This is a genomic window from Mycoplasmopsis citelli (assembly GCF_900660645.1).
GTDB lineage: Bacteria > Bacillota_I > Bacilli_A > Mycoplasmatales > Metamycoplasmataceae > Mycoplasmopsis > Mycoplasmopsis citelli.
The window spans coordinates 240,139-259,729 of record NZ_LR215036.1; the positions used below are offsets into that span (position 1 = coordinate 240,139).

Annotated in this window: 14 protein-coding genes, 1 tRNA gene and 1 riboswitch; of the genes, 3 read left to right on the forward strand and 12 right to left on the reverse strand. The window is 26.3% G+C overall.

Annotated elements, in window-relative coordinates:
• Nucleotides 1–6: 6 nt before the first annotated feature.
• The 3 genes from EXC58_RS04800 to EXC58_RS00830 all read right to left on the reverse strand — a co-directional run bounded on the left by EXC58_RS04800 (nt 7) and on the right by EXC58_RS00830 (nt 3,011).
• Entirely contained in the window at nt 7–396 is a 390-nt protein-coding gene (locus EXC58_RS04800; RefSeq protein WP_129725175.1) for a DNA adenine methylase, read from the reverse strand.
• Nucleotides 365–703: a helix-turn-helix domain-containing protein gene (locus EXC58_RS04805; protein WP_235666104.1), complete on the reverse strand. Its 339-nt coding sequence runs from the start codon at nt 701–703 to the stop codon at nt 365–367. Before EXC58_RS04805 ends, EXC58_RS04800 begins: the two co-directional genes overlap by 32 nt.
• 202 nt (nt 704–905) lie before the next feature.
• Nucleotides 906–3,011 (reverse strand): transglutaminase-like domain-containing protein, encoded by a 2,106-nt coding sequence (locus EXC58_RS00830; RefSeq protein ID WP_129725177.1) that lies wholly within the window; start codon nt 3,009–3,011, stop codon nt 906–908.
• A gap of 182 nt (nt 3,012–3,193) precedes the next feature.
• On the opposite strand from EXC58_RS00830, the gene EXC58_RS00835 reads away from it, so the two are divergent.
• Together EXC58_RS00835 and EXC58_RS00840 are read left to right on the forward strand one after the other, a co-directional pair.
• Nucleotides 3,194–5,251: a transglutaminase-like domain-containing protein gene (locus EXC58_RS00835; protein WP_129725178.1), complete on the forward strand. Its 2,058-nt coding sequence runs from the start codon at nt 3,194–3,196 to the stop codon at nt 5,249–5,251.
• A 110-nt stretch (nt 5,252–5,361) separates the two neighbouring features.
• Nucleotides 5,362–5,454, forward strand: a tRNA-Ser gene (locus EXC58_RS00840).
• A gap of 101 nt (nt 5,455–5,555) precedes the next feature.
• Here EXC58_RS00840 and pepF read toward each other — a convergent pair.
• The 7 genes from pepF to EXC58_RS00875 form a co-directional block, all read right to left on the reverse strand.
• A complete protein-coding gene (gene pepF / locus EXC58_RS00845) occupies nt 5,556–7,385 on the reverse strand; it encodes an oligoendopeptidase F (RefSeq protein ID WP_129725179.1) in 1,830 nt (609 codons plus the stop codon).
• A gap of 93 nt (nt 7,386–7,478) precedes the next feature.
• Nucleotides 7,479–7,643: riboswitch (Lysine riboswitch) on the reverse strand.
• A 167-nt stretch (nt 7,644–7,810) separates the two neighbouring features.
• Nucleotides 7,811–11,152 carry an MSC_0775 family lipoprotein gene (locus tag EXC58_RS00850; RefSeq protein ID WP_129725180.1) on the reverse strand — a complete coding sequence of 1,114 codons (3,342 nt, stop codon included), beginning with the start codon at nt 11,150–11,152 and terminating at the stop codon, nt 7,811–7,813.
• Between the two features lie 3 nt (nt 11,153–11,155).
• Nucleotides 11,156–12,088, reverse strand: coding sequence for an MAG4940 family membrane protein (locus tag EXC58_RS00855; protein WP_129725181.1), 933 nt, complete (start codon nt 12,086–12,088; stop codon nt 11,156–11,158).
• A 63-nt stretch (nt 12,089–12,151) separates the two neighbouring features.
• On the reverse strand, nt 12,152–12,982 hold the full coding sequence (locus EXC58_RS00860; RefSeq protein WP_197723777.1) for an MAGa7180 family putative nuclease: 831 nt from the start codon (nt 12,980–12,982) through the stop codon (nt 12,152–12,154).
• A gap of 2 nt (nt 12,983–12,984) precedes the next feature.
• The gene (locus EXC58_RS00865) at nt 12,985–13,638 is read right to left on the reverse strand and encodes a hypothetical protein (protein WP_129725183.1); all 654 of its coding nucleotides are present in this window, start codon (nt 13,636–13,638) and stop codon (nt 12,985–12,987) included.
• Nucleotides 13,639–13,834: 196 nt separating this feature from the next.
• Nucleotides 13,835–15,955 carry an MIP family Ig-specific serine endopeptidase gene (locus tag EXC58_RS00870; protein WP_129725184.1) on the reverse strand — a complete coding sequence of 707 codons (2,121 nt, stop codon included), beginning with the start codon at nt 15,953–15,955 and terminating at the stop codon, nt 13,835–13,837.
• A 1,073-nt stretch (nt 15,956–17,028) separates the two neighbouring features.
• Nucleotides 17,029–17,253 (reverse strand): hypothetical protein, encoded by a 225-nt coding sequence (locus EXC58_RS00875; RefSeq protein ID WP_129725185.1) that lies wholly within the window; start codon nt 17,251–17,253, stop codon nt 17,029–17,031.
• A 148-nt stretch (nt 17,254–17,401) separates the two neighbouring features.
• Between EXC58_RS00875 and EXC58_RS00880 the strand changes: the two genes are divergently transcribed.
• Nucleotides 17,402–17,710: a hypothetical protein gene (locus EXC58_RS00880; RefSeq protein ID WP_129725186.1), complete on the forward strand. Its 309-nt coding sequence runs from the start codon at nt 17,402–17,404 to the stop codon at nt 17,708–17,710.
• Here the strand turns inward: EXC58_RS00880 and EXC58_RS00885 are convergent.
• Both EXC58_RS00885 and EXC58_RS00890 read right to left on the reverse strand, forming a co-directional pair.
• On the reverse strand, nt 17,707–18,978 hold the full coding sequence (locus tag EXC58_RS00885; protein ID WP_129725187.1) for a hypothetical protein: 1,272 nt from the start codon (nt 18,976–18,978) through the stop codon (nt 17,707–17,709). The two genes, EXC58_RS00880 and EXC58_RS00885, sit on opposite strands and share 4 nt — an antisense overlap.
• A gap of 181 nt (nt 18,979–19,159) precedes the next feature.
• Nucleotides 19,160–19,552 carry a restriction endonuclease subunit S domain-containing protein gene (locus EXC58_RS00890; RefSeq protein ID WP_129725188.1) on the reverse strand — a complete coding sequence of 131 codons (393 nt, stop codon included), beginning with the start codon at nt 19,550–19,552 and terminating at the stop codon, nt 19,160–19,162.
• Nucleotides 19,553–19,591 lie beyond the last annotated feature (39 nt).

The window sequence follows — 19,591 nt, forward strand, 5'->3', positions numbered from 1 at the left end:
CAATTTTTAGTAATTTGTAATAACAACTTCTTCAATAAAACCGCGTCCAGTTCCTTTAGAATTAATCATTCTTTTCGCTTTATATAACATAAATATTGTATTTTTATATAGTTGATTAATAAATTCAGTATTATGGTTACTGAGCATAACTTGAGCACCTTTTGCAGATAATTTTTCAAAGGTTTGAAATAATCTTTCCTGTTGGTCTCTATCAAAAATTTCATTTGTATATGATATAAATGAATTTTTATTTTTAATTTGATCATATGGTGGATCTAAATAAACAAAATCTCCTTTTTTTGCTTTTTGAAGTACTTTTTCAAAATCTTGGCTTAAAATGTTAATTTTAGAATTTTTAAAGTAATTAAAAAGTTTCTTGGTTTTGGAAGCAATTATAAGCTAGCATTAATTCTTTATTTAAATCATTAATGGTTGCTTTAAAAGGAGCTATCTCAAAGAAAAAAGCTCCTCCCCCAACAAAAGTCTCATAGTAGTGATCAAAACTTTTGGGCATATATGTTTTTAAATGTTCTAAAATTTGAGCTTTACCACCAGCTCATTTAATAAAAGGTTTGATTTGATTATCTTGAAATGATTTACTAATTTCAATAGATAAAGCTTTCTTAATTTTTTCGATTTTATCAATAGTAATATTAATTTGCCCTTGCTCAATTTTTGAAATATTGGTGCGATCAATTTCCACTAATTTAGCTAATTTTTCTTGTGAATATCTGTGAATATCCTTTTTGAATACGATACATTTTTAAATTTTTACCAAATATTGTTCTTAACATTTATACCCCAAAAATAAAATAGATGCTATGTGTATTATAGTAAACTTTATTTTTTTAAATTCTAAGTACTATTAAGCATATAAATAAGCTTAACTTTCTTTAGGTTATTTATTAAAGATTATCTGGAAGATCTAAATACTCATACTCTTTTGGATTTTTAAAAAACATTATGGTAGTTTCATAAGAACCTAAGTTAAGTTTAAATTGATTCATATATTCTGAACTACGCTCTAAAAATAAATCAAGATCATCTTTAAGTTCATATGTTAGTGTTTTTTCAACTAGACCTTCAAATAAATCAAAATTAGTTAAATCAATTGCTTTTCATCGTCCATCAACAAACACTTCATTTCAAGCGTGATATCCGCTAACAATAGTAGATTTAGGATCTCCTAAATATGCTCCGCTTACAATTCTAACTGGTATGTTTAAAATGGTTAAAGCCGCTGCTAAATTCATCGAATATCCAACGCATTGAATTTCAGGATCATTGGTAAAAATTTGTGTCGGATTATAAAATCCATATCCATTGTAATTAAAATCTGTATTTTTAGGAGATGTTAAATAGATAGAATTAGTTGCTATATAATAAGCAATCGCTTTGATTTGTTCTTTAATTGTTCATTTTTTACTAATAATATTTGGTAGCACTTCTTTTCAGTGATTAAATCACTTTCTGTAATCAGAAATTGGATTTTTTCAAGGATCCACTCCTAAATTTGAAGCTTCTTCTTCAGTTAATGGCTCAGATATATCAATAGTATAATTCCCAAATTTACTAGGTGCATCATTAAAGCGAGAATGTTTAACATTAACTAAATCTTCTCAATAATTTCTATAAACAGCATCAGAAAATAAATTAGGTTCATTAAAAATTAAATTATTATAAATGTTAAAAGGTTCATACGAACCTGAAAATTCAGGATTTTGAAGATCAACTAATTTTTGATATTTATAAAACTTTCGATAATTAAAGTCTTTAATTAAACTTCAATCTACAAATTTATATTCATTATTATCGATTTTTAGAGATATTTCTGGATATCCTTTTCACAAGAAAGTGTATTTTGATTGAATCTTGTTAATAGCATTTGCAATATCTACTTGCTCTTTTTTATATTTTGAAAAATTAGTTTCAGAAACATGGTTTATAAATTGCTTATAATTTATTTTTGAGGCATTTTGTTCATCAATAGTTCAAAGTTCATCATAAAAATCTGGCAAAAAATTAAACTGTCTTTGCATGTAATTTCTAAGAACTGGATTATCTTTGAATTTAGAATCTGCTTGCAAAGCCTTAATATTTTTATCTTCAATTCTAGCAAGTTTATCTTCGTTATTAACAAAAATTCAGTTTCAATTTTGATAGTATTTTAATCAATTAATAATAAATTCATCATTAATTAATATTTGTTTAAAATTTCCGCTGTAATATTTGCTTGGTTCTAAAGAAAACTTATTGTTTTTATCTATGCCCCATTGAAAATCAACGTATTTGTTATAATTATTTTCGTAGTGATATAACAATTTTTTAAGTCTTTCAAGCGGTTGAAGATAGTATGGATGTTGTTCGTATAAGTTAATTTGTTGTTTTAATTTGTAAATATAAAAATCTTTTAATTGATTTTTAAATTCACTAGCTGAAATAATGCTTTTATCATTTGATTTTGGACTTAAAAGTGTTGAAGATTTTTTGAATGTTTCAATTCAATTTTGTTTATCTTCAGGGGATACAATTAGTTCATTATTATTTAAGAACAAATTTTTTCAAGTGCTAAAATTTGCTAAAAAAGTTTTTAAAACATCATTAGTTAACTTTGAAAAGTTAACTTTATTTTTAGAGCTTTTGATTTGATTTTCAAGAGAATTAATATATTTTAAAGAATCATCTGAAAGCGGAAGATCTTCTTTATTTGAAATTAATAATTTAAATTTATTTTCTAGTTCGTTAAATTCCTTTTCAAGAGAATTTGATGCTGATACATTATTATCAATGTTTAACATTTTATTATTTTGTTCTTGGTTTTCGTTATTATTTTCAATATTTGAATTTGTTAAATTATTGTTTTCTGGAAAAAATCTATTTTCTTTTGATTTTGGATTTTTAGAATAAACAAAAACTAAGGGCAAAATAATCGATAAACCAAAAATAGTTCCACTTAAAGAAACAAGTGCTAACTTTGATTTTTTAGAACTAAAAAATTTACTTAATTTCATACTATTTAAATTATAAAATTTAATTTAAGTTAAGTTAATTTTTATTGCATATTTTGAATTTTATTTCTATATTTACTAAATATTTCTAAAAACAAATTCATTAAATTAAAATATAAAATTACATTTATAATTTAAGTAACGTGAAATTGAACAAATTTTTTGTTTCGAAAAAAATTAGAGCGATGTTAATTTTAATCGGTGTAGGAACTTTAGCATCATCGATTATTTTGTTGCTTATTTTTGTTAAAAAAGACAATTCAAAAGTTGTTTTTGATCCAAAAAATAATCTGGCTTTTTCTAAATTGCCTAAAAACACAAATCCACCAAAATCAGAAATAAAAGAAAATAATATCAAAAATAAAACATCAGAAAAACTATTAAACTCAGAACAGAAAAAGAATTTACAAGCTATTAAATCTAAATTTAAAAAAATTATTTTAGAAAGTCAAGATTTGCCAGTTTCAAAGGAATTTTTAACATATTTAAACAATTTAATTAGTAAAATTGATGACTCAAAAACAGAAAATAAATATTTAAAAATATTTAATTTAAATTACAATATTTTCTTTGGTAATTTTGATGCTTGAAAAGAAATTTTTTTAAACATTAATGAGTTATTTTGATCAAATCAAGAGAAACAAAAATGAATTAATAAGCTTAATGAAATGCTAATTAATGTGAAAAAATGAAATGAAGGGTTAAATATTACAGATAAATTAAAAAAATTATTAAAAGATTTTTATATCGAGAAATTAAAAGAACAAATCAATCTATACGAAGAACATCCTTATTATTTTCAACCGCTTGAAAGACTTAAAAAATTGTTATATCACTACCAAAATAATTACAATAAAAATGTTATTTTACAATGAGGAATTGATAAAAATAACAAATTTTCTTTGAGTCCCAACAAATATTACAGCGGAAATTTTCAGCAAGTTAAGATAAACAATAAATACATTCATAATTGATTAAAATATTATAAGCGTTGAAATTGAATCTTTATAAATAAAGATGAACAAATTAATAAAATTGAAGACAAAAATATTAAGTCTTTACAAATTAATCCACAATTTAAGGACAACAAAATAATCAGCGACTATATCCAAAGACAAATCCGCTTTGCTTCAGATAAATATTCTAATTTTTGATTAATTAATTCTCAACATCCTCAAAAAGTCAATTATAAAGATACTTTAGAGCCTAAAAACAGAATCAAAATTGAAAAAACCAAATATAAAATAAATGAAGTGTTAGATAATATTAATAAATTAAGTTTGCAACAGCAGTTTGCAATTAACAAATCCCAAGGAAAAGGTGCTGTAACAATAGATAATAAGCAATATAAATATTGAAAAAGCAGTTCAATTAAAAACTTTGATTTTGAAAAATTTAATAAATATCAAAAATATGCTGATGTTAAAACTTATAATTATGTTTTTGAATACAAAAATATTTACGATAACTTACTGTTTCAACAACCAAATTTGTTTTCAGAAGCTCTTTATCGAACTTTTAACGAAGATTTGGTTACTCCAAAACATACTCAAATCCAAGATAATAAATTAACTGCAGATAAAATTTATTATCACAAAACAACTCCAATAACTATTCAGGAAGCTAAAAAATTATCTAAGGATCCCTGGTTTAATCCAATCCCAGAATATCAAAGATGATTTAACAAATGAAAAGAAATCTTACCAAATATTATCAACAAAAAATGAGACACCAAAACCAAAATTAAAGCTATCTCTTACTATATTGCGACTAATTCTTTATATTTGCATGCTCCTAATTGAACACAATACAATTACAATGGATATGGGTTTTATAATCCAACGCAAATTTTTACCAATGACCCTGAAATTCAATGTGTTGGATATGTTATGAATTTAGCAGCAGCTCTAACCATTTTAAATATTCCGGTGCGAATCTTAGGTGGGGCATACTTTGGAAATTCAACGGCAGTAGTTCCAAGTGGATATCATGCTTGAAATGAAGTTTTTGTTGATGGGCGATGAAAAATTATAGATTTAACCTGATTTGATTACTTAGAATATGGAGCATCAAAAGATAAAACATATGAACTTCAAGATGATCTTGATTTATTTTTAGAACGTAATTCTGAGCATAAATTACGAAAATATTTTCGATTAGATTTAAACTCATATGAAACGACTTTGTTGTATTTTAAAAACCCAAAACAATATGAATATCAAGATCTACCTGATAGCATTTAAAAATAACTTCAAAGAATTTGAGATTTTATATATACTTAAAATTATTGGTTTTCTTTTGCGTATTTACAACAAAAAATATTAATAATGGTAAAATATATTTATATTCAAATGGATGATTACCCAAGTCTGGCTGAAGGGACTAGTCTCGAAAACTAGCAGGGGCTTTACAGCCCGCGGGGGTTCGAATCCCCCATCATCCGCCAATGTTTTTTACTTTTTATCTTCTGATATTTTTATTATCATTTTTAACATGCGACCCCTTTCGCAAAAAAAGCATTCTAATGAATGCTTTTTTAAAAGTAAATTATTTTTTAAAAAGTTTATTTCCTAAGTTAATATATTGATTAATAAGATTTTCCACATAATTAAATCCAAGTTCATAAAAATTACTTTGTTCTAAATTAACCCCTACTTGAGCAAGAATTTTTAGCGGATCATCGCTTCCTCCAGCACTGAGGAAGTTTTTAATATAATTTTGCAATGCACTTGGACCTTCTTGTTTGTATTGAGCAAAGAAATAATTTGCAACAAGTTGTCCAATAGCGTATTTATACACGTAAAAATCATAATAAAAATGTGGAACATAAATACTTCCAAAGGTATTTTCTTGAGAGTATTTTAAATTTTTTGATAAAGTATATTTTTTAGTGTTTTCAAAATACAATTTACTTAAACTATCAAAACTTGAGGATGCTTGACCATTTTCAATTGCTTTGTATAAGTTATATTCATAATTGGATCATTCTACTTGACGCAGTACAGTCGCCATAAATCCATTAATTGTGTTTTCTAAAATTTGGAATTTTAATTTATCGTTAGTTGAGTTAGTTAATAAATAATCAAAAAGCATCAATTCATTAAAAATGGAAGCAATTTCAGCAAGAAAAATTGGATATTCACTATTAGCAATACTTTGATAAGTGTCAGAAAAATATGAGTGCAACGAATGCCCTAATTCGTGCGCTAAAGTTTCAACACTATCTAAATCACCTTTAAAGTTCATTAAAATGTATTTTTTAGCAATCCCATATGAAGAACCAATTGAATAAGCCCCTGAACGTTTTGAATTTACTGGCATAAAGTCAATTCAGTTTTCGTTTAAAGCTTTAGTAATTTGGTTTATGTATTCTTCACCAAAAGGTTGCAGTGCTTTTAAAACAAGATCTTTGGCTTCTTCAACGCTGTAAGCACTTTTAACTTTCACTAATTCTCGACGTGAATCTCAAGGATGATATTGTTGCTTAAATTTACGTTGGTAAAACTTACTGCGAGCACTTTTAAATTTATAAAAAATTGCTTTTTTATGCGAAACTTCTGCATATAAGCGTTGCAAAATCTCATCACTTACTTTATCGCCATAAGTAAGCATTTCAGTTGCACTTTTGAAATTTCTAAGTTTAGCTTCAACAGTAATACTTTTAAAGTGTTGATATAAAAGTGAAGAAAGCGATTCTTTGTGCTTTAAGTATGCTTTAATATAGTTTTTATACGCCCCTTTACGAAGTGAACCATCGCTAGATTTTAAAAATTCAATTCGATTAGTCGGATTTAATTTATGAACTTTCCCTTTAGAATCTTTAATAGTTCCATAATCAAATTCACTATTAGTTAAAATTGAAAAAATTGAATAAAGTGAAGGTTTTCCAAAACTTTCTTTTTGAATAAATTCTTCCACTTCATCTGAAAGTTTATGTTCAAAATCTAAAATTAAATTTTCTATTGAATGCTTATATTCTTTTAGTGCTGGATCTTCTTTTCAAAGCTTCATTTTGTCAATATTGGCATAAAATCGATTTGTTTCACTTCCAAATCGTTCACTTAACCCTTCATTTAAAAAAGCAAAATCTTCATCAAGTTTTTTAAAGCGTGGATCAACTACATTTGTTGAAATGTGGTTAGAAATATAATTATGAATTTTGAAAGTAAGTCCGCTTAATTGTTCTGAAAGCTTTAAATCAGCTAAATAATCTTGTAATGAATTATATTTAGAATCTTTAACTGCAATTCGCTGATTGTATAAATGTTCATATTGATTAATTAAATCTTCGATGGTTAATCCGCCCAAAATATCTTCTAAATCAAAGCGATATTGTTGTGGAACATCTTCATATTTACTATATTGTTTTATTTTCATATAACACCTTAAAATGTGAAAAAACAAGGATTTTTGCAAGCGGTAAATGTTGCAAAAAATCCTTGTTAAACAATTATTTAACAAAATCTTTTACAAATATTTAGCGCCAATGGTTTCCCAAAGAGTAGAAATCTTTTATGTTTTTCTACCAACACATAAAGCTGCCACTTTATTGTGTTTCGGCTTTTATACCCTTTCACTAATTTACGCATGCCTGCTAGATTAATTACTCATGTTAAAAGCTCCTCTAATGTTTTGCATAAAACCTAAAGGTTGCCCCTTAAACAAAAGGTTATTTGTTTGTTTTTTCATATTTAATTATATGTAAAAAAAGATTTTTTCAAAGTAAAAAGTTAATTTTTTACAAAAAAAGCATTTTAAAATGCTTTTTTTTGAATTTTAATTCAAATATATCCTTGTTATCACTACTTATTTTGTTGTTGAAGTTTAAACAAAGCATTAATATCGAAAGTATAAGTTTCTTTGGTACGAACCTTAAATAAGATATTTGGATTTCTAAGACCTCATATCATTTCACGATCAGTAATTGGCAATATAGGAAATGAATAATTTCCCACTCCGTTTGCTTTAGGTTGGACTAATTTTCCGGTTTTTTTATCAATTTTTGGAGAAACAGGATTAGCTTGACGACTAAAATCACTCTGACTGAAAAACACTCCATTAACTCTAATTCCGCCTCAATTATGTTTTGCTGGATCAGCAGGATTGTATGATTTTAATCTTGCTCCGTAATAATCAGATTTTGTTTTTCAAAAACCATTAGCATTTCAACTTTTAGTTCCTGAAGCAACTAAAGCAAAGTGAGCATGAGTCATTCATCCTCCATTTTCATGGGTATCACCAACATAAGCGATAATTTGTCCTTTTTTAACTTTAAGTGGATGTTCGGGAGTAATTGGAACTTGTTGGTTAGTTTCGTGATCAAGTACAGTTGCATAGGTATCAATTGTTGTATTTTTTCCTTTGCTTTGCTGTAATTCTGCTGAAGAAATTCCTAAAGCTTGATTTTTAAAAGTAAATTCTTGATCAAGGTGAATTATTCCAATATAAGCATATTCAGAATCTTTAAAATATAATTCTTTATCTTTTGGAGTTAAATGTAAATCTTCTACTTTAACTCTCATTTGTAAAGTAGTTCCTATTCCTTCAGCGGTGTCTTTAGTTTTGTCAGCATTTCGATGATATACAATTCCTAAGATTTCTCCATCATAAGGAGCTATAATTGGAGTTTTTTTAGGAGCTAAATAATCTTCTCCAAGGTGAATTTGATACGGATACACTGGAGAATCGGCATAAAAACCTCTAAGTTCATCGTATCCACCACTTAAAATATCAGTTCCATAAAGGTTAAAAATTGAAGCATTTACTCTTGAAAGATTTTCTTTAGTAAGTGGCCCGGTAATAAAGTTAAAAGTGTTTTCATTAGATTCAGTAAAACTTTTTTCAAAGACATTTGCATATCTTCCAAGCCCAAAGTGTTTTATAAAAGTGTATTCTTTTTGATTAACTGAATCAATTGCTTTAAAAGTAAAGTCCACATTTTTAGCATTAACAACTTTAAAACCTACTAGTTGTAATGCTTGAAGTTGAATTGGTTTATAGAAAGTAAAATCATCAATTTTCATTTTTTCAAAATTATAATTTGCGACAGTGGCATTTTTAATGTTAACTTGCACAAGTGAAGCAAGTTGAGCATTGCGTAAAAATGTTTCTAAAGGAGTATTTTGATAATTAAAGTTTACATTGAAATTTTTTCCAAGATTAATTTGTGAAAAATTATTTAAGGATTTAAGAAGTTGTGTTTTTGTAGGAACAAAATCAGGTTTTTCTTTTTGTGCAGCTTTTATAAGTTTATCTACTTCATCTGAATTATCCGAAAGAGCAACTCTTATTGAAAGCTTAGTATTATTAAGAGGTCCGTCAAAATTTACTTTATCTACAAAAATTTTAGCAACAATATGGTTATCATCTCATAACTTGTTAATCGCATCCGCAACTGCTGAGGAAATTTTTACTTTGAAAAGTTTATTTAATTGTTCTACTGATAATTCTTCAAGTGAATAGTCTTGTAATACACTAGCTACTTGTAATGAGTTACTACTTTCAATTACAACTTTATTTTGCTTGATTAATTCCATTAAATTATCTAAATCTTTAGTTAATTTAATAAATTTTGGAATAAAAGTATTAGAACCTAAATTATCAATGACAAAATTGATAGTTCTATATTCATATAGAAATTTTTCTGGATTAACGTAATGTTTTACATCAATAGGAAGAATAATTTGGTTTGGATTATCAATATTTTGATGTATATCATGATATCTAATTTCAAAATCAAGATTTTTAATTAAATTATTTGCATTTGGAAATTGATTCTTTAAAAGATTTTTTAAGTTTTGTTTATTAAAATTTACGTATTGACCAATATAATTGTTCTGAAGGAAATCCCGAGTTTTTATTTGAGTTACATCTACATCTTTAGGAAAAATAAAGAATTTTGACGAAGAAGTTAAATTAAGCTTATCTTGCATCATATCAAGCATATTACTTGAAGAAATTTCATTAGTTACATTTTTTGAATCTTTAAATATTGATGTTGGTTTGGTTGGTTTTTGTTCTTTGGTTATATTATTTTTAAAACCACCAGCTACAATTTTTGCAGTTAAAGTTTGTGGAACATATTTAACAACTCCTTCTTTTGAAACGTAAAGAGAATTTTCTAAGAAAGGAAGATTTAATTTAACTTGAGCTTCAATTGTTCCGTTTAAATCATTTACATTAACAAATTCAACGTTAGTAATAGCTGTTTTTTTGTAAAAATCAGGAAGCTGAACTATTTCATTGGTTTGTACATTGATCAAATCATTTAATGATAAAGCTGATTTAAATTCCTCTAAAGTTAATTGTGATGGATTTAAAGTAGATAAATCAGTATCTTTAAAGCGATTAATTTTACTTAAATCAACATTTAATGAAGTTTTTCAATTCGGAGAATTAAGAAGTAAGTCTAAATCTGGCAAATATTTTTCAAGATGTAAAGTGATTTGTTTATTTAATTTTTTAAAGAGATAATCTTTTGAATTTTCTGAGAAATATCTTACTAATTGTAATTTAACAACTCCTGTTAAAATATTATTTTCCTCAATTATTCATTTAGTATGATCGTCTACTTTTAAGTTCACTGATGAAAAATCATACTTAGTCTGAACTAAGTTGTGATTTAGATTTGATAAGTTTTTTGTAAGCGGAAGAATTGAAACATTTAATTTAGGTTCTTCCATTGGTAATGTATCACTAATTTTTGTAAGTGCATTTTCATATGATAGTGCACCTGGAACAAACTGATATTGACTAAAAGTAACATTATTTTGATAATTTTTAAAAGTTGCATCAACTTTAACAAGCACTTCTCCAGCAAGCATTTTAGTTAAAATTTGTTGAAATGTCATTCCATTAACTCCGCCATGAGCTAGCGATTGAATATTATTGAGCAAAGTGACTTTAAAAGATAAATTTTTCTCTTTGGTGCTATTGGTAACTTGTAAATCGTTTTCAGTTACATCAAAAGCACTTTTTGCTTGAGCATTAAGCCCAATTGAGTAATTATTTTGAATAAATTTTTCAACATCAGCTGAAGTTACTTGAACATTACTTTGACATGATGCTAAAATAAAAGTTGTTGAAAGCCCACTTAATACAGAAGTGGGTAAAATAAATTTTTTAAAAATTTTGGTCTTTTTCATAAGTTAAAAGTTTAAACCATCTCCCCCAGATAATTGATAAATTCCAATGCTAATAAAACTAATTACAATTGGTGCAATAATTGTAATTGAGCTTGAAATAAGCATTTGATATATATAAATTAAGTTAATTTTTTGTTTAAATTTGGATTCTTTTAGCAAAGTTCAATCTTCTGAAGCTTCTTTTGTTTTTGAGTTAAAAATAGATGTTTCGCTGAAAAAATTAACCCCACTAACAAATAAATCAATGAAAATATTAAAAGCAAAAAAACCAAAATAACTTGAAATTGCAAGTAAAACAAACACTACTATACTTAAAGCAAGAACTGCATCAAAATTAGTAGCACCATATTGTGGTTTTTGAATATAAAAAACATATCCTAAAAGAGTACAAAAAACAAATAAAAAGATAGTCTCTTTAACTGAATATCCTATTAAAGTGCAGTCCTCTTTTTTGAAAATATCAATGAGTTTAATTGATTTAACATTCTCTAAATGAGGGTTAATTTTGCTTAAGTATTTTTTCATCGGATTTAACAAGACTAAAAAGCACGTTATTGCCAAAAGAAAACCGAAAAACTCTCCAAATATTAAATATGCAATTCCCTTGTATTGTCAAGTAAATGAATATCCTCTAACTAATCCTTGTGCTTTACTATGACCTTGTAATATCGAAATCATTAACACAAAAATAGGGTTTCCAATTGGAGAAGGCGAATTATTAAAAGCATACTTAGCTGATGCTCATACTTGGATATACATTACAAAAGTAGCTAATGTAAAAGCAAGTGAAAGAAACATATTTTTTCATTTAATTTTAAACGCCTTAGCGATAAACATAAACAACAAAACAAGAAAAACTAATAAAAACGAAGCCAGTACTTCTACAAAAAATCCTTGAGTACTTCATCAGGTTGAAATTAATTGTTTTGGTGTCATAAATTAGAAAAATTATAATCAATTAGGTCCTAAAAAAAAAAAAAAAAAGCGAAAATTTCGCTTCTAAGCTTCACAATCAGGATCAGCTTTTCCGACCTCTATTCAATGTTGAAGCAATTGTTCTCATTCTTGGGGGGTTGAACATTTTAAATATTCAATTTGGTCAGCGTCAATTGATAAATTATATTGTGGCGATACTCCGCTTTGAGTATAATACAAAAATCAATTTTTAACTTTTAAAATGTCATCCTCAGCTTCTTGGTAATTAACCTTAAAATCAAAAGCTTTGATTTTACGTTTTTTTAAATCAACTAATTCTGGGTGTAAATAATCACCTTCTTGCTCTTTTAAAAATAAAGCGATAATTTTATAAAAATCCGCTTGCATTAAATACCCATATAATTGTGCTTGCTTACGATAAGAAGGGTCAACTTCTTTTTCTCATTTATCAATTTTTGATTCTCCAGCAGTCTTAATTTCTAAAACACAATTTTTACTTGGTAAATATCCATCAGGAACTCCAATAATATAATCGTTTTTTCCTTCAAAAAAGTTGTAATTATATTTAGAAGCTTCATAATTTAAAATTTCTTCATTTGGATAAGCGGCACGAAACGCTTCAAAAACTCGTGGCTCTAAAATAGTTCCAGCATTTACATATTTTTTGGAAAGGACCGGAAGTTTTAGTCGAGAAATATGACAAAAAGCAGAAAATTGTGATTTAAATCCACCAGTTAACAATACATCTCCAATGGTACTTCCACCAATTTTTTTAAATCCTTTATATTTATCAAAACTAAGTAAATCCGAATGAAAATCCGGATTTAACCTTACTACTTTATTTTCTTCATCTACTACATAGTGAATATTATTATAAAATTTTCGTTTTACCATTTTTATCTACCTAAGTAATTGTCATAAATAATTTTTGCGTACATATTTACTTTTTCGAAATTTGCAGTTCAATGCTGATCAATTAAAATATTTTCTGGAATAATGTGATCAAAACATAAATTAACAATTTTATCAAAACTAGTTTCAGTTGAGTTGTCATCAACTCCAACAACAAATTTTGTTGCATCAAAAAACTTTTGAATTCGAATTGCATTAACTGAAACTTTAGCATTTGGGCCAGCTATTTCTTGGAGTTCTGGAAGGGAACCCTTGAAAAAATCAAGTTCATTGGGAAAGCGTAAATCATCAATTAAAAAGAGTGAATTTTTTCCTTCTTTATTAACTTTTTTAATAATTTCTTTGATTTTTTCCATTACCCTTGAACATCAAATATTATTGTCAATATTTCTACCAACTTCACCCATAGCAATTCACAATGGACGAACAATTTCTTTGTTTTCTCCATCTCATTTTAATTCGACTAAAATTGATTCGGTAATTTTCTTAATTGCTTGAGCAAAAGATAAAATATAGACGTTATCTTTATAGTCTTTTTTTTCTGCCAATTCTTTAATTGCTTTTGATAAAAGCCCTTTTCCACTACGACGTTTTCCGTTAATTAAAATAATTGAGTGTCTGTTTTTTTTAGTTTCCATAAATTGTTCCTTCTATAAAATTATTAATGATATTTTTAGTATTATAAATTAATGTTTTTTAATTTAAATTAAACAAAATAAAAAGTTTTTATATTAGCTAAAAATGAGAAAATTAGAAATTTTAAAGCATTTTTAGAATTAAACTTAAAAAGAACTAAAAACTTAATTTAAAAATTAAGTTTTTATTATTTTTTAATTATCAAAAAGCAACTAAATTTCCACCAAAAATAGCTGTTTTTACATCTTTTCCATATACATCTTCTAACCGCGAACGGTATGAAATTTTTTGATGTTTATATAGATCGCTTGAAGTGTGATCGATTAAATTATATGGTTCAATAACAGTATTAGTTAAATTTGAATAAATCGGAATGTTTTGACTAAAAGGCTGAAATAATGTGCGAGTAACTTCTTTTCTTTGACCATTTTGATCAATATAATTATCATCAACATTCAAATGCCCTAGCAATAATCCTACTGGAAGAGCTTGTTCATTGACAATTAATGATCCACTTGAACCTGGAAGGGGTCCATTTTCTAAATCAAAACTATTCATAAGTCCATAAAATTTCATTGCTACTTTATTGTTGAAATAATGCGAATCTTTATCAAAAGGTCTTAAGTTAAAACTATCAAGTAAACCAAAACTAAGTGGGACAGTTCCTTCGCTTGGACCTATAGAGTTCTTTTCAGAAGCTGTAACAGTGTTGAAAATATCTAATGTTCCTCTTTTTCCTGCTGGATACCCAAAACTATATAAATATTTTGGTTCAAGTTCATAATGATAATCTTTTAAATATGTGTTAACCAAATTACTAATTTGTTTTGGTCCACTAAATTTTGAATCAGTATTAATTCTATTTATAGTTGCATAATCTAATGTAGCATATGGAATAGTTTTGTCATTCAATAAATAAGGATGTTTATTATCGGGATTTTTAAATTTTTGGACACTTTTAGTAACTTCATTAATTGCATTAATTAATTTTTTACGTAAAAGTAATGCAGCTCAGCTAAATGGATCATTTAACGAATTTAAATCAACTTCCATTTCAATGACAGCAAAATCAGAAAAATACGAACCATATGCAGCCGGAACAGCTTTTGTATCCATAAAATCTTGAGCTAAGTAAAAGTTTCTAAATTTAATTCCTCACGAATTAAAATTAACTCTAACGCTATTTCAATTGTAATTAGCTGCTTGATCGCTTTTATCATAAGCATCACCAGCTCACGATAAAGTATAATATAACGGATCGAATTTTTTGAGTTTTTCAGGTTGTTGGTAAATTTTATAATCTCTTTGTGAAAAAAGATTAGATGCTACATGAAAATTAGTTGCAAAATATAATCTAAATTTGCTATTTTTAACATACATATAATCCAACAATCACATAGTTCCTGTATTGTAAATAACTTTCACACCTTGTTGTCCGTTAGACTTTTCTTGCACAATTCATCGAAGTGATAAAGTTCTACGCTTAATTGATTGAATATATTCATCATTACTTTTTAAAAAAGTTTCTTTATTTGCAACTGTAGGTTGAAATTTAGATAAAATTTCTTCTTGTTTACTTTCGCTTTGAGATTTATTTTCTTGCTCTTTTTTTGTGTCTGGTTTATTAATTTGATTAGTTTCATCTATTTTAGTTGTTTTTTGCTTTGGTTTAATGTCAGTTTTAGGTTCTGAATTTGTTATTTTTAGTTTTTCAGTACTTGGCAAAGCAACAGAAACAGGTTGTTTTGGAGTTGTAACTACTGAAGACATTGCAGATTTATTTTCTGCTGGTTTTTTTGGAACATTGACGCTTTTTGGTTTTTCAGAATCAATAGATTTAACTGGTTGGTTTGAAATTATAGAAACTTTATTTTCTTTATTTTTTTGAGTTGAAGAATCGATTTTTTCGTCTTTATTTTCAGGTTTAAAAGGAACGATTTTTTCATTTGGTTTTTCAACACTATTTTCAGGAGTTATGTTAAAAGTATTTTTCTTTTTATCATTTGCAGGATTTGCAGGATTTGCAGGATTTGCAGGATTTGCAGGATTTGCAGGATTTGCAGGATTTGCAGGATTTGCAGGATTTGCAGGATTTGCAGGATTTGCAGGATTTGCAGGATTTGCAGGATTTGCAGGATTTGCAGGATTTGCAGGATTTGCAGGATTTGCACCAACTACAATTTTTGATCCAGAATCACCGCTTTCAAATTGGTTATTTAAAGTACATCCTATTAAACCAATTGGTAAAATAGAACTCAAAATAAGTAAGAATTTTTTAATTTTTAACACAGTATATATATTATAAATTTTTTGTAGCATAAATTAAAATAAAATCCTTTTTACCGTTTTTTCCAAATTTTTTATTTATAAAATCCAAAATACACAAAAAATAGGTAAATAATTATCGATAAAATTACTTATAAGTAATAATTTTTCATAAATTTTTAAGTTTTGTTTTATATTTATATTGTTTTAGTATTTTAAAAATTAAAAAATTTATTTGCTTATATTTTTTAGGATGATATGAGATATATTATCTTCTCATTAGTGACTGCACTTTTTATTAAATATTCTAATTTTTATTATTTTTTTAATTTTCAATAACACTTGTTCCCACGTCCTTCGTGATTTAAATTAGGGATTTTCTTAAACGATCTTTCTACAGTTTTTTCGTTTACCCATGCTTTAAAAGCTATTTTCTTTCGAGTGATATATTTTTTCTTTTATACATTGCTTTATAAAATCCGAAAGATTTTCATATTTTATTTTTTGTTGATTTTGAACTCCCAATTTTAATGTTGCTATTTTTTAAGTAGAATGATAGTTATATTTATTAATATTTTTTCATCTATTTCTAAATTTCTTTATTATCACTTACTCCTAAAACCAAATTGTCTCCGATGAGATTGTTAAAAGCACAAATAGTATCATAAATATCTTTGCTAAGCTTATTTTGTAAACTTTTAGATTCCAAATTAATTTTTTGTAATTTTGAATAAGTTCTTTAAGTTCTAATTTACTCATAATATATTTCCTTTTAGTAAAAGGTTGATAATTTTCTTTTTTACTCTTAGATAATAAAAAAATCTATAAAACAATCAAAAAATGGAAAAATACGGGAATTTTCCATTTTTTAAAATTTTTATTAAATCTTTATTACTATAATGGGTGGATGTTTTGAAGAATTTGTTATTTTTATCTTTTTCGAGCATTTTCACTGAAATATTTACCCAAAAAATCGTTAGTCATTAATCCTTTATTTTTAATATTTTTAAAAAATTCAAAAATGTTTTATCAGTATATTTAATAAGTTAAAAACTTAAGTATCAATCATTTATTTCTTGAATAAATAAAAGACAGAAAAATTCTCTGTCTTTTATTGTAATTATTTTTTAGCGAATTTTAAATCAGAAATTATTAATAACAGCTGAAAATAATGATTGTCTAACTAAAGTTTTTAAATTATTATTTTTAACTTCTAAATCCTTAGCCGAAAGAACTGCATCCATTAATAAAGCGATATTAGAATTAATTTCTTCTCTTTGTTCATTGGTTAAAGTTGGAGCTGATAATTGTTGTTGATAATCAGAAAGTTTATCCGAAATTTTCTTTTGCATTTGGGTTGGAGCTCCATTTAATGAATAAGGAGCAAAAATTTCGTTAATTTGATTAAAATTATCAACTAACGCTTGTCCGCTTTGATATTCAGCTTGTTTATCTTTGTAATCTTTAGTTGCTTGATTGATCTGATCAACTAATTCTTGGATGTTTGTACTATTTGAAGCATCATTTAAGGATTCTAAAGCACTAACTCTAGCTTGTTTAATTTTTAATTCTTCTTTATCTAAGAATGCTTGCTCTGCTTTTTTGCCTTTTGAAGAAGCAATTGCACTTTCTGCTAAAGCAATAGAATCTTGAAGACTTTTGAATGCTTGAGCATTTTTAGTAATATTATCAAGTTGTTTTTGAATTTCGTCAAAACGATTTTCCTTTTGTGGTTCTTTTAAGTTTGGATTTTGTGCAGCAATTTTAGCTTGTTTTTTAAGTTCTTTGACTTGTTCTAGCAGTTTTTAAACAAAAGGAGTGTTAATAACTTTTTGAGCATTGCTTCCAAAAACATTAAGTAATTGTTCTTCAGTTTCACCGTATTTTTTTAAAGTATTTTGTAATCCTTCACTAACATTAGCTTTTTTATGTTCTTCACGGTATTGCTCAATTAAAAATTGCAATTCTTGTCTAATTGCAGTTGAATTTTGTGGAATAAGTAAAATCGCTTTGGAATTTAAAAGCTGAAGTTTATCTTTTATTTTTTGATCAATTTCAATATTTTCATCAAGAATTGATTTTGAATATTCATATCAATTTTTTAATTCTGAACGATTTATTTCTCTAAGATTATTACTTTGAATTCTTAGGGCATCATTTAGTTCCTTAACTGATGCATTATCATTTAAAAGCGACGATACTTCAGAAGACATTCTGGATAAAAGACTTTTATTTAAAGCTTCTAAAATTTGATGATTTAATTTTTTAAGGGAATTTTTAAAAACTGTTCCTAAAAGAACATTATCATAAATGTTATTGTTCAAAGTATTTAGTTTTTGCAAGTATTCTTGGATATTATCAAAATTTGTTTCAACAATTTTATCTAGTTGACCTAAAAAGCGTTCAGCATCAAGTGAACTCAAGCTTTTTGAGTTCAAATTACGGCTAATATTATCTTTAATTTCAGTAATTAAACTTTCAATATTTTTAACTGTGGTTAATAAATTTGTGGATTGAGAGATGCTATTTAATAAATCACTCTGAGTTTCTTTAGAATTTTTTTGAATATTCTCAATTTGCATTTGAACTAATTTTTGAATATTTAAATCTTTAGAAAATGTTTTTAAATTATTCAGATTTTCCGATAGAATTTGCAATAACTTGTTATTTTCGGGTATTTGTAAAATTAAAGTTTTTAGCTCATTATTGACTAAATCATTCAAATAAGTTATTTCTTTAGCTTTATCAATTGCTAAAGTAGGCGAAGCATTTAAAGCAGTTTCTTTATAATTATCAATTCTTTGTAAAAAATTATTTTTTATTTTTGAATCAATGTTTAAAATTCCTACTTCATTCCGAACCCGAATAACATTTTCTAAAAAGTTATTTAGGAATTGATTTTCTTCAACTTTGCTCTTTGAAAGTTTATCAATCATTTGATCATAAACTTCTTCATATTTTACTACTGCATCACGAGAATATTGTGGTTGAGAAAGTAAATTTAAAATTTGGTCAATAGTTGAAAGAAGCACACTTTTTTCTTGAGTACTAAAAAGTGTTTTGCTATTTTTAATCAACTGCTCATGATTGGTTCAAATTTTAGTTTCAAGACCTAATGAAAAGTCATTTTGTTGTTCAATAAGTGGGTCAATAACTTGATAAAATGCATTTAAAACAACTTGTTTGTTTTGTGATGAAGTTCTTTTAAAACTTTATCTTTTGCTTCTTTAACATCATTTTGAAAATCAACATCTTTAACTAAAGAATAGTATTCTTCAATAAGATTCTTTTCTTCGTCCGAGTCTTTAGCAACATTAAGCAGTGCCTTAGTTTGTTTCTTTGTTGAAGCATTGTTGCGATGCTTGAATCTTCACTTGAAAGTGATTGATTAGCGTAATCTACTTCTTTAGAAAGCTTCTCAATTTCTGGATTTTTTAAATCTTCAGCTGAAAGATTTTTTAAGGTATTTTGAGTTTTAATTACTTGATTTTGTAATTCTGTGAAAAAGTAACTTTGCTCACGTGGTACTTGATAATAATTATGCAACGATAAAAGTACACCAACTGACACAAGAGCTGCACCAGCGGTCACTCCAATACCAATTGCTAAGCTAGAAATTGCTTTTTTGATTTTTATGAAAATATTTTTCACATTTTTAATCACTTTTATAGAATTTGTAGTTCCTATGAT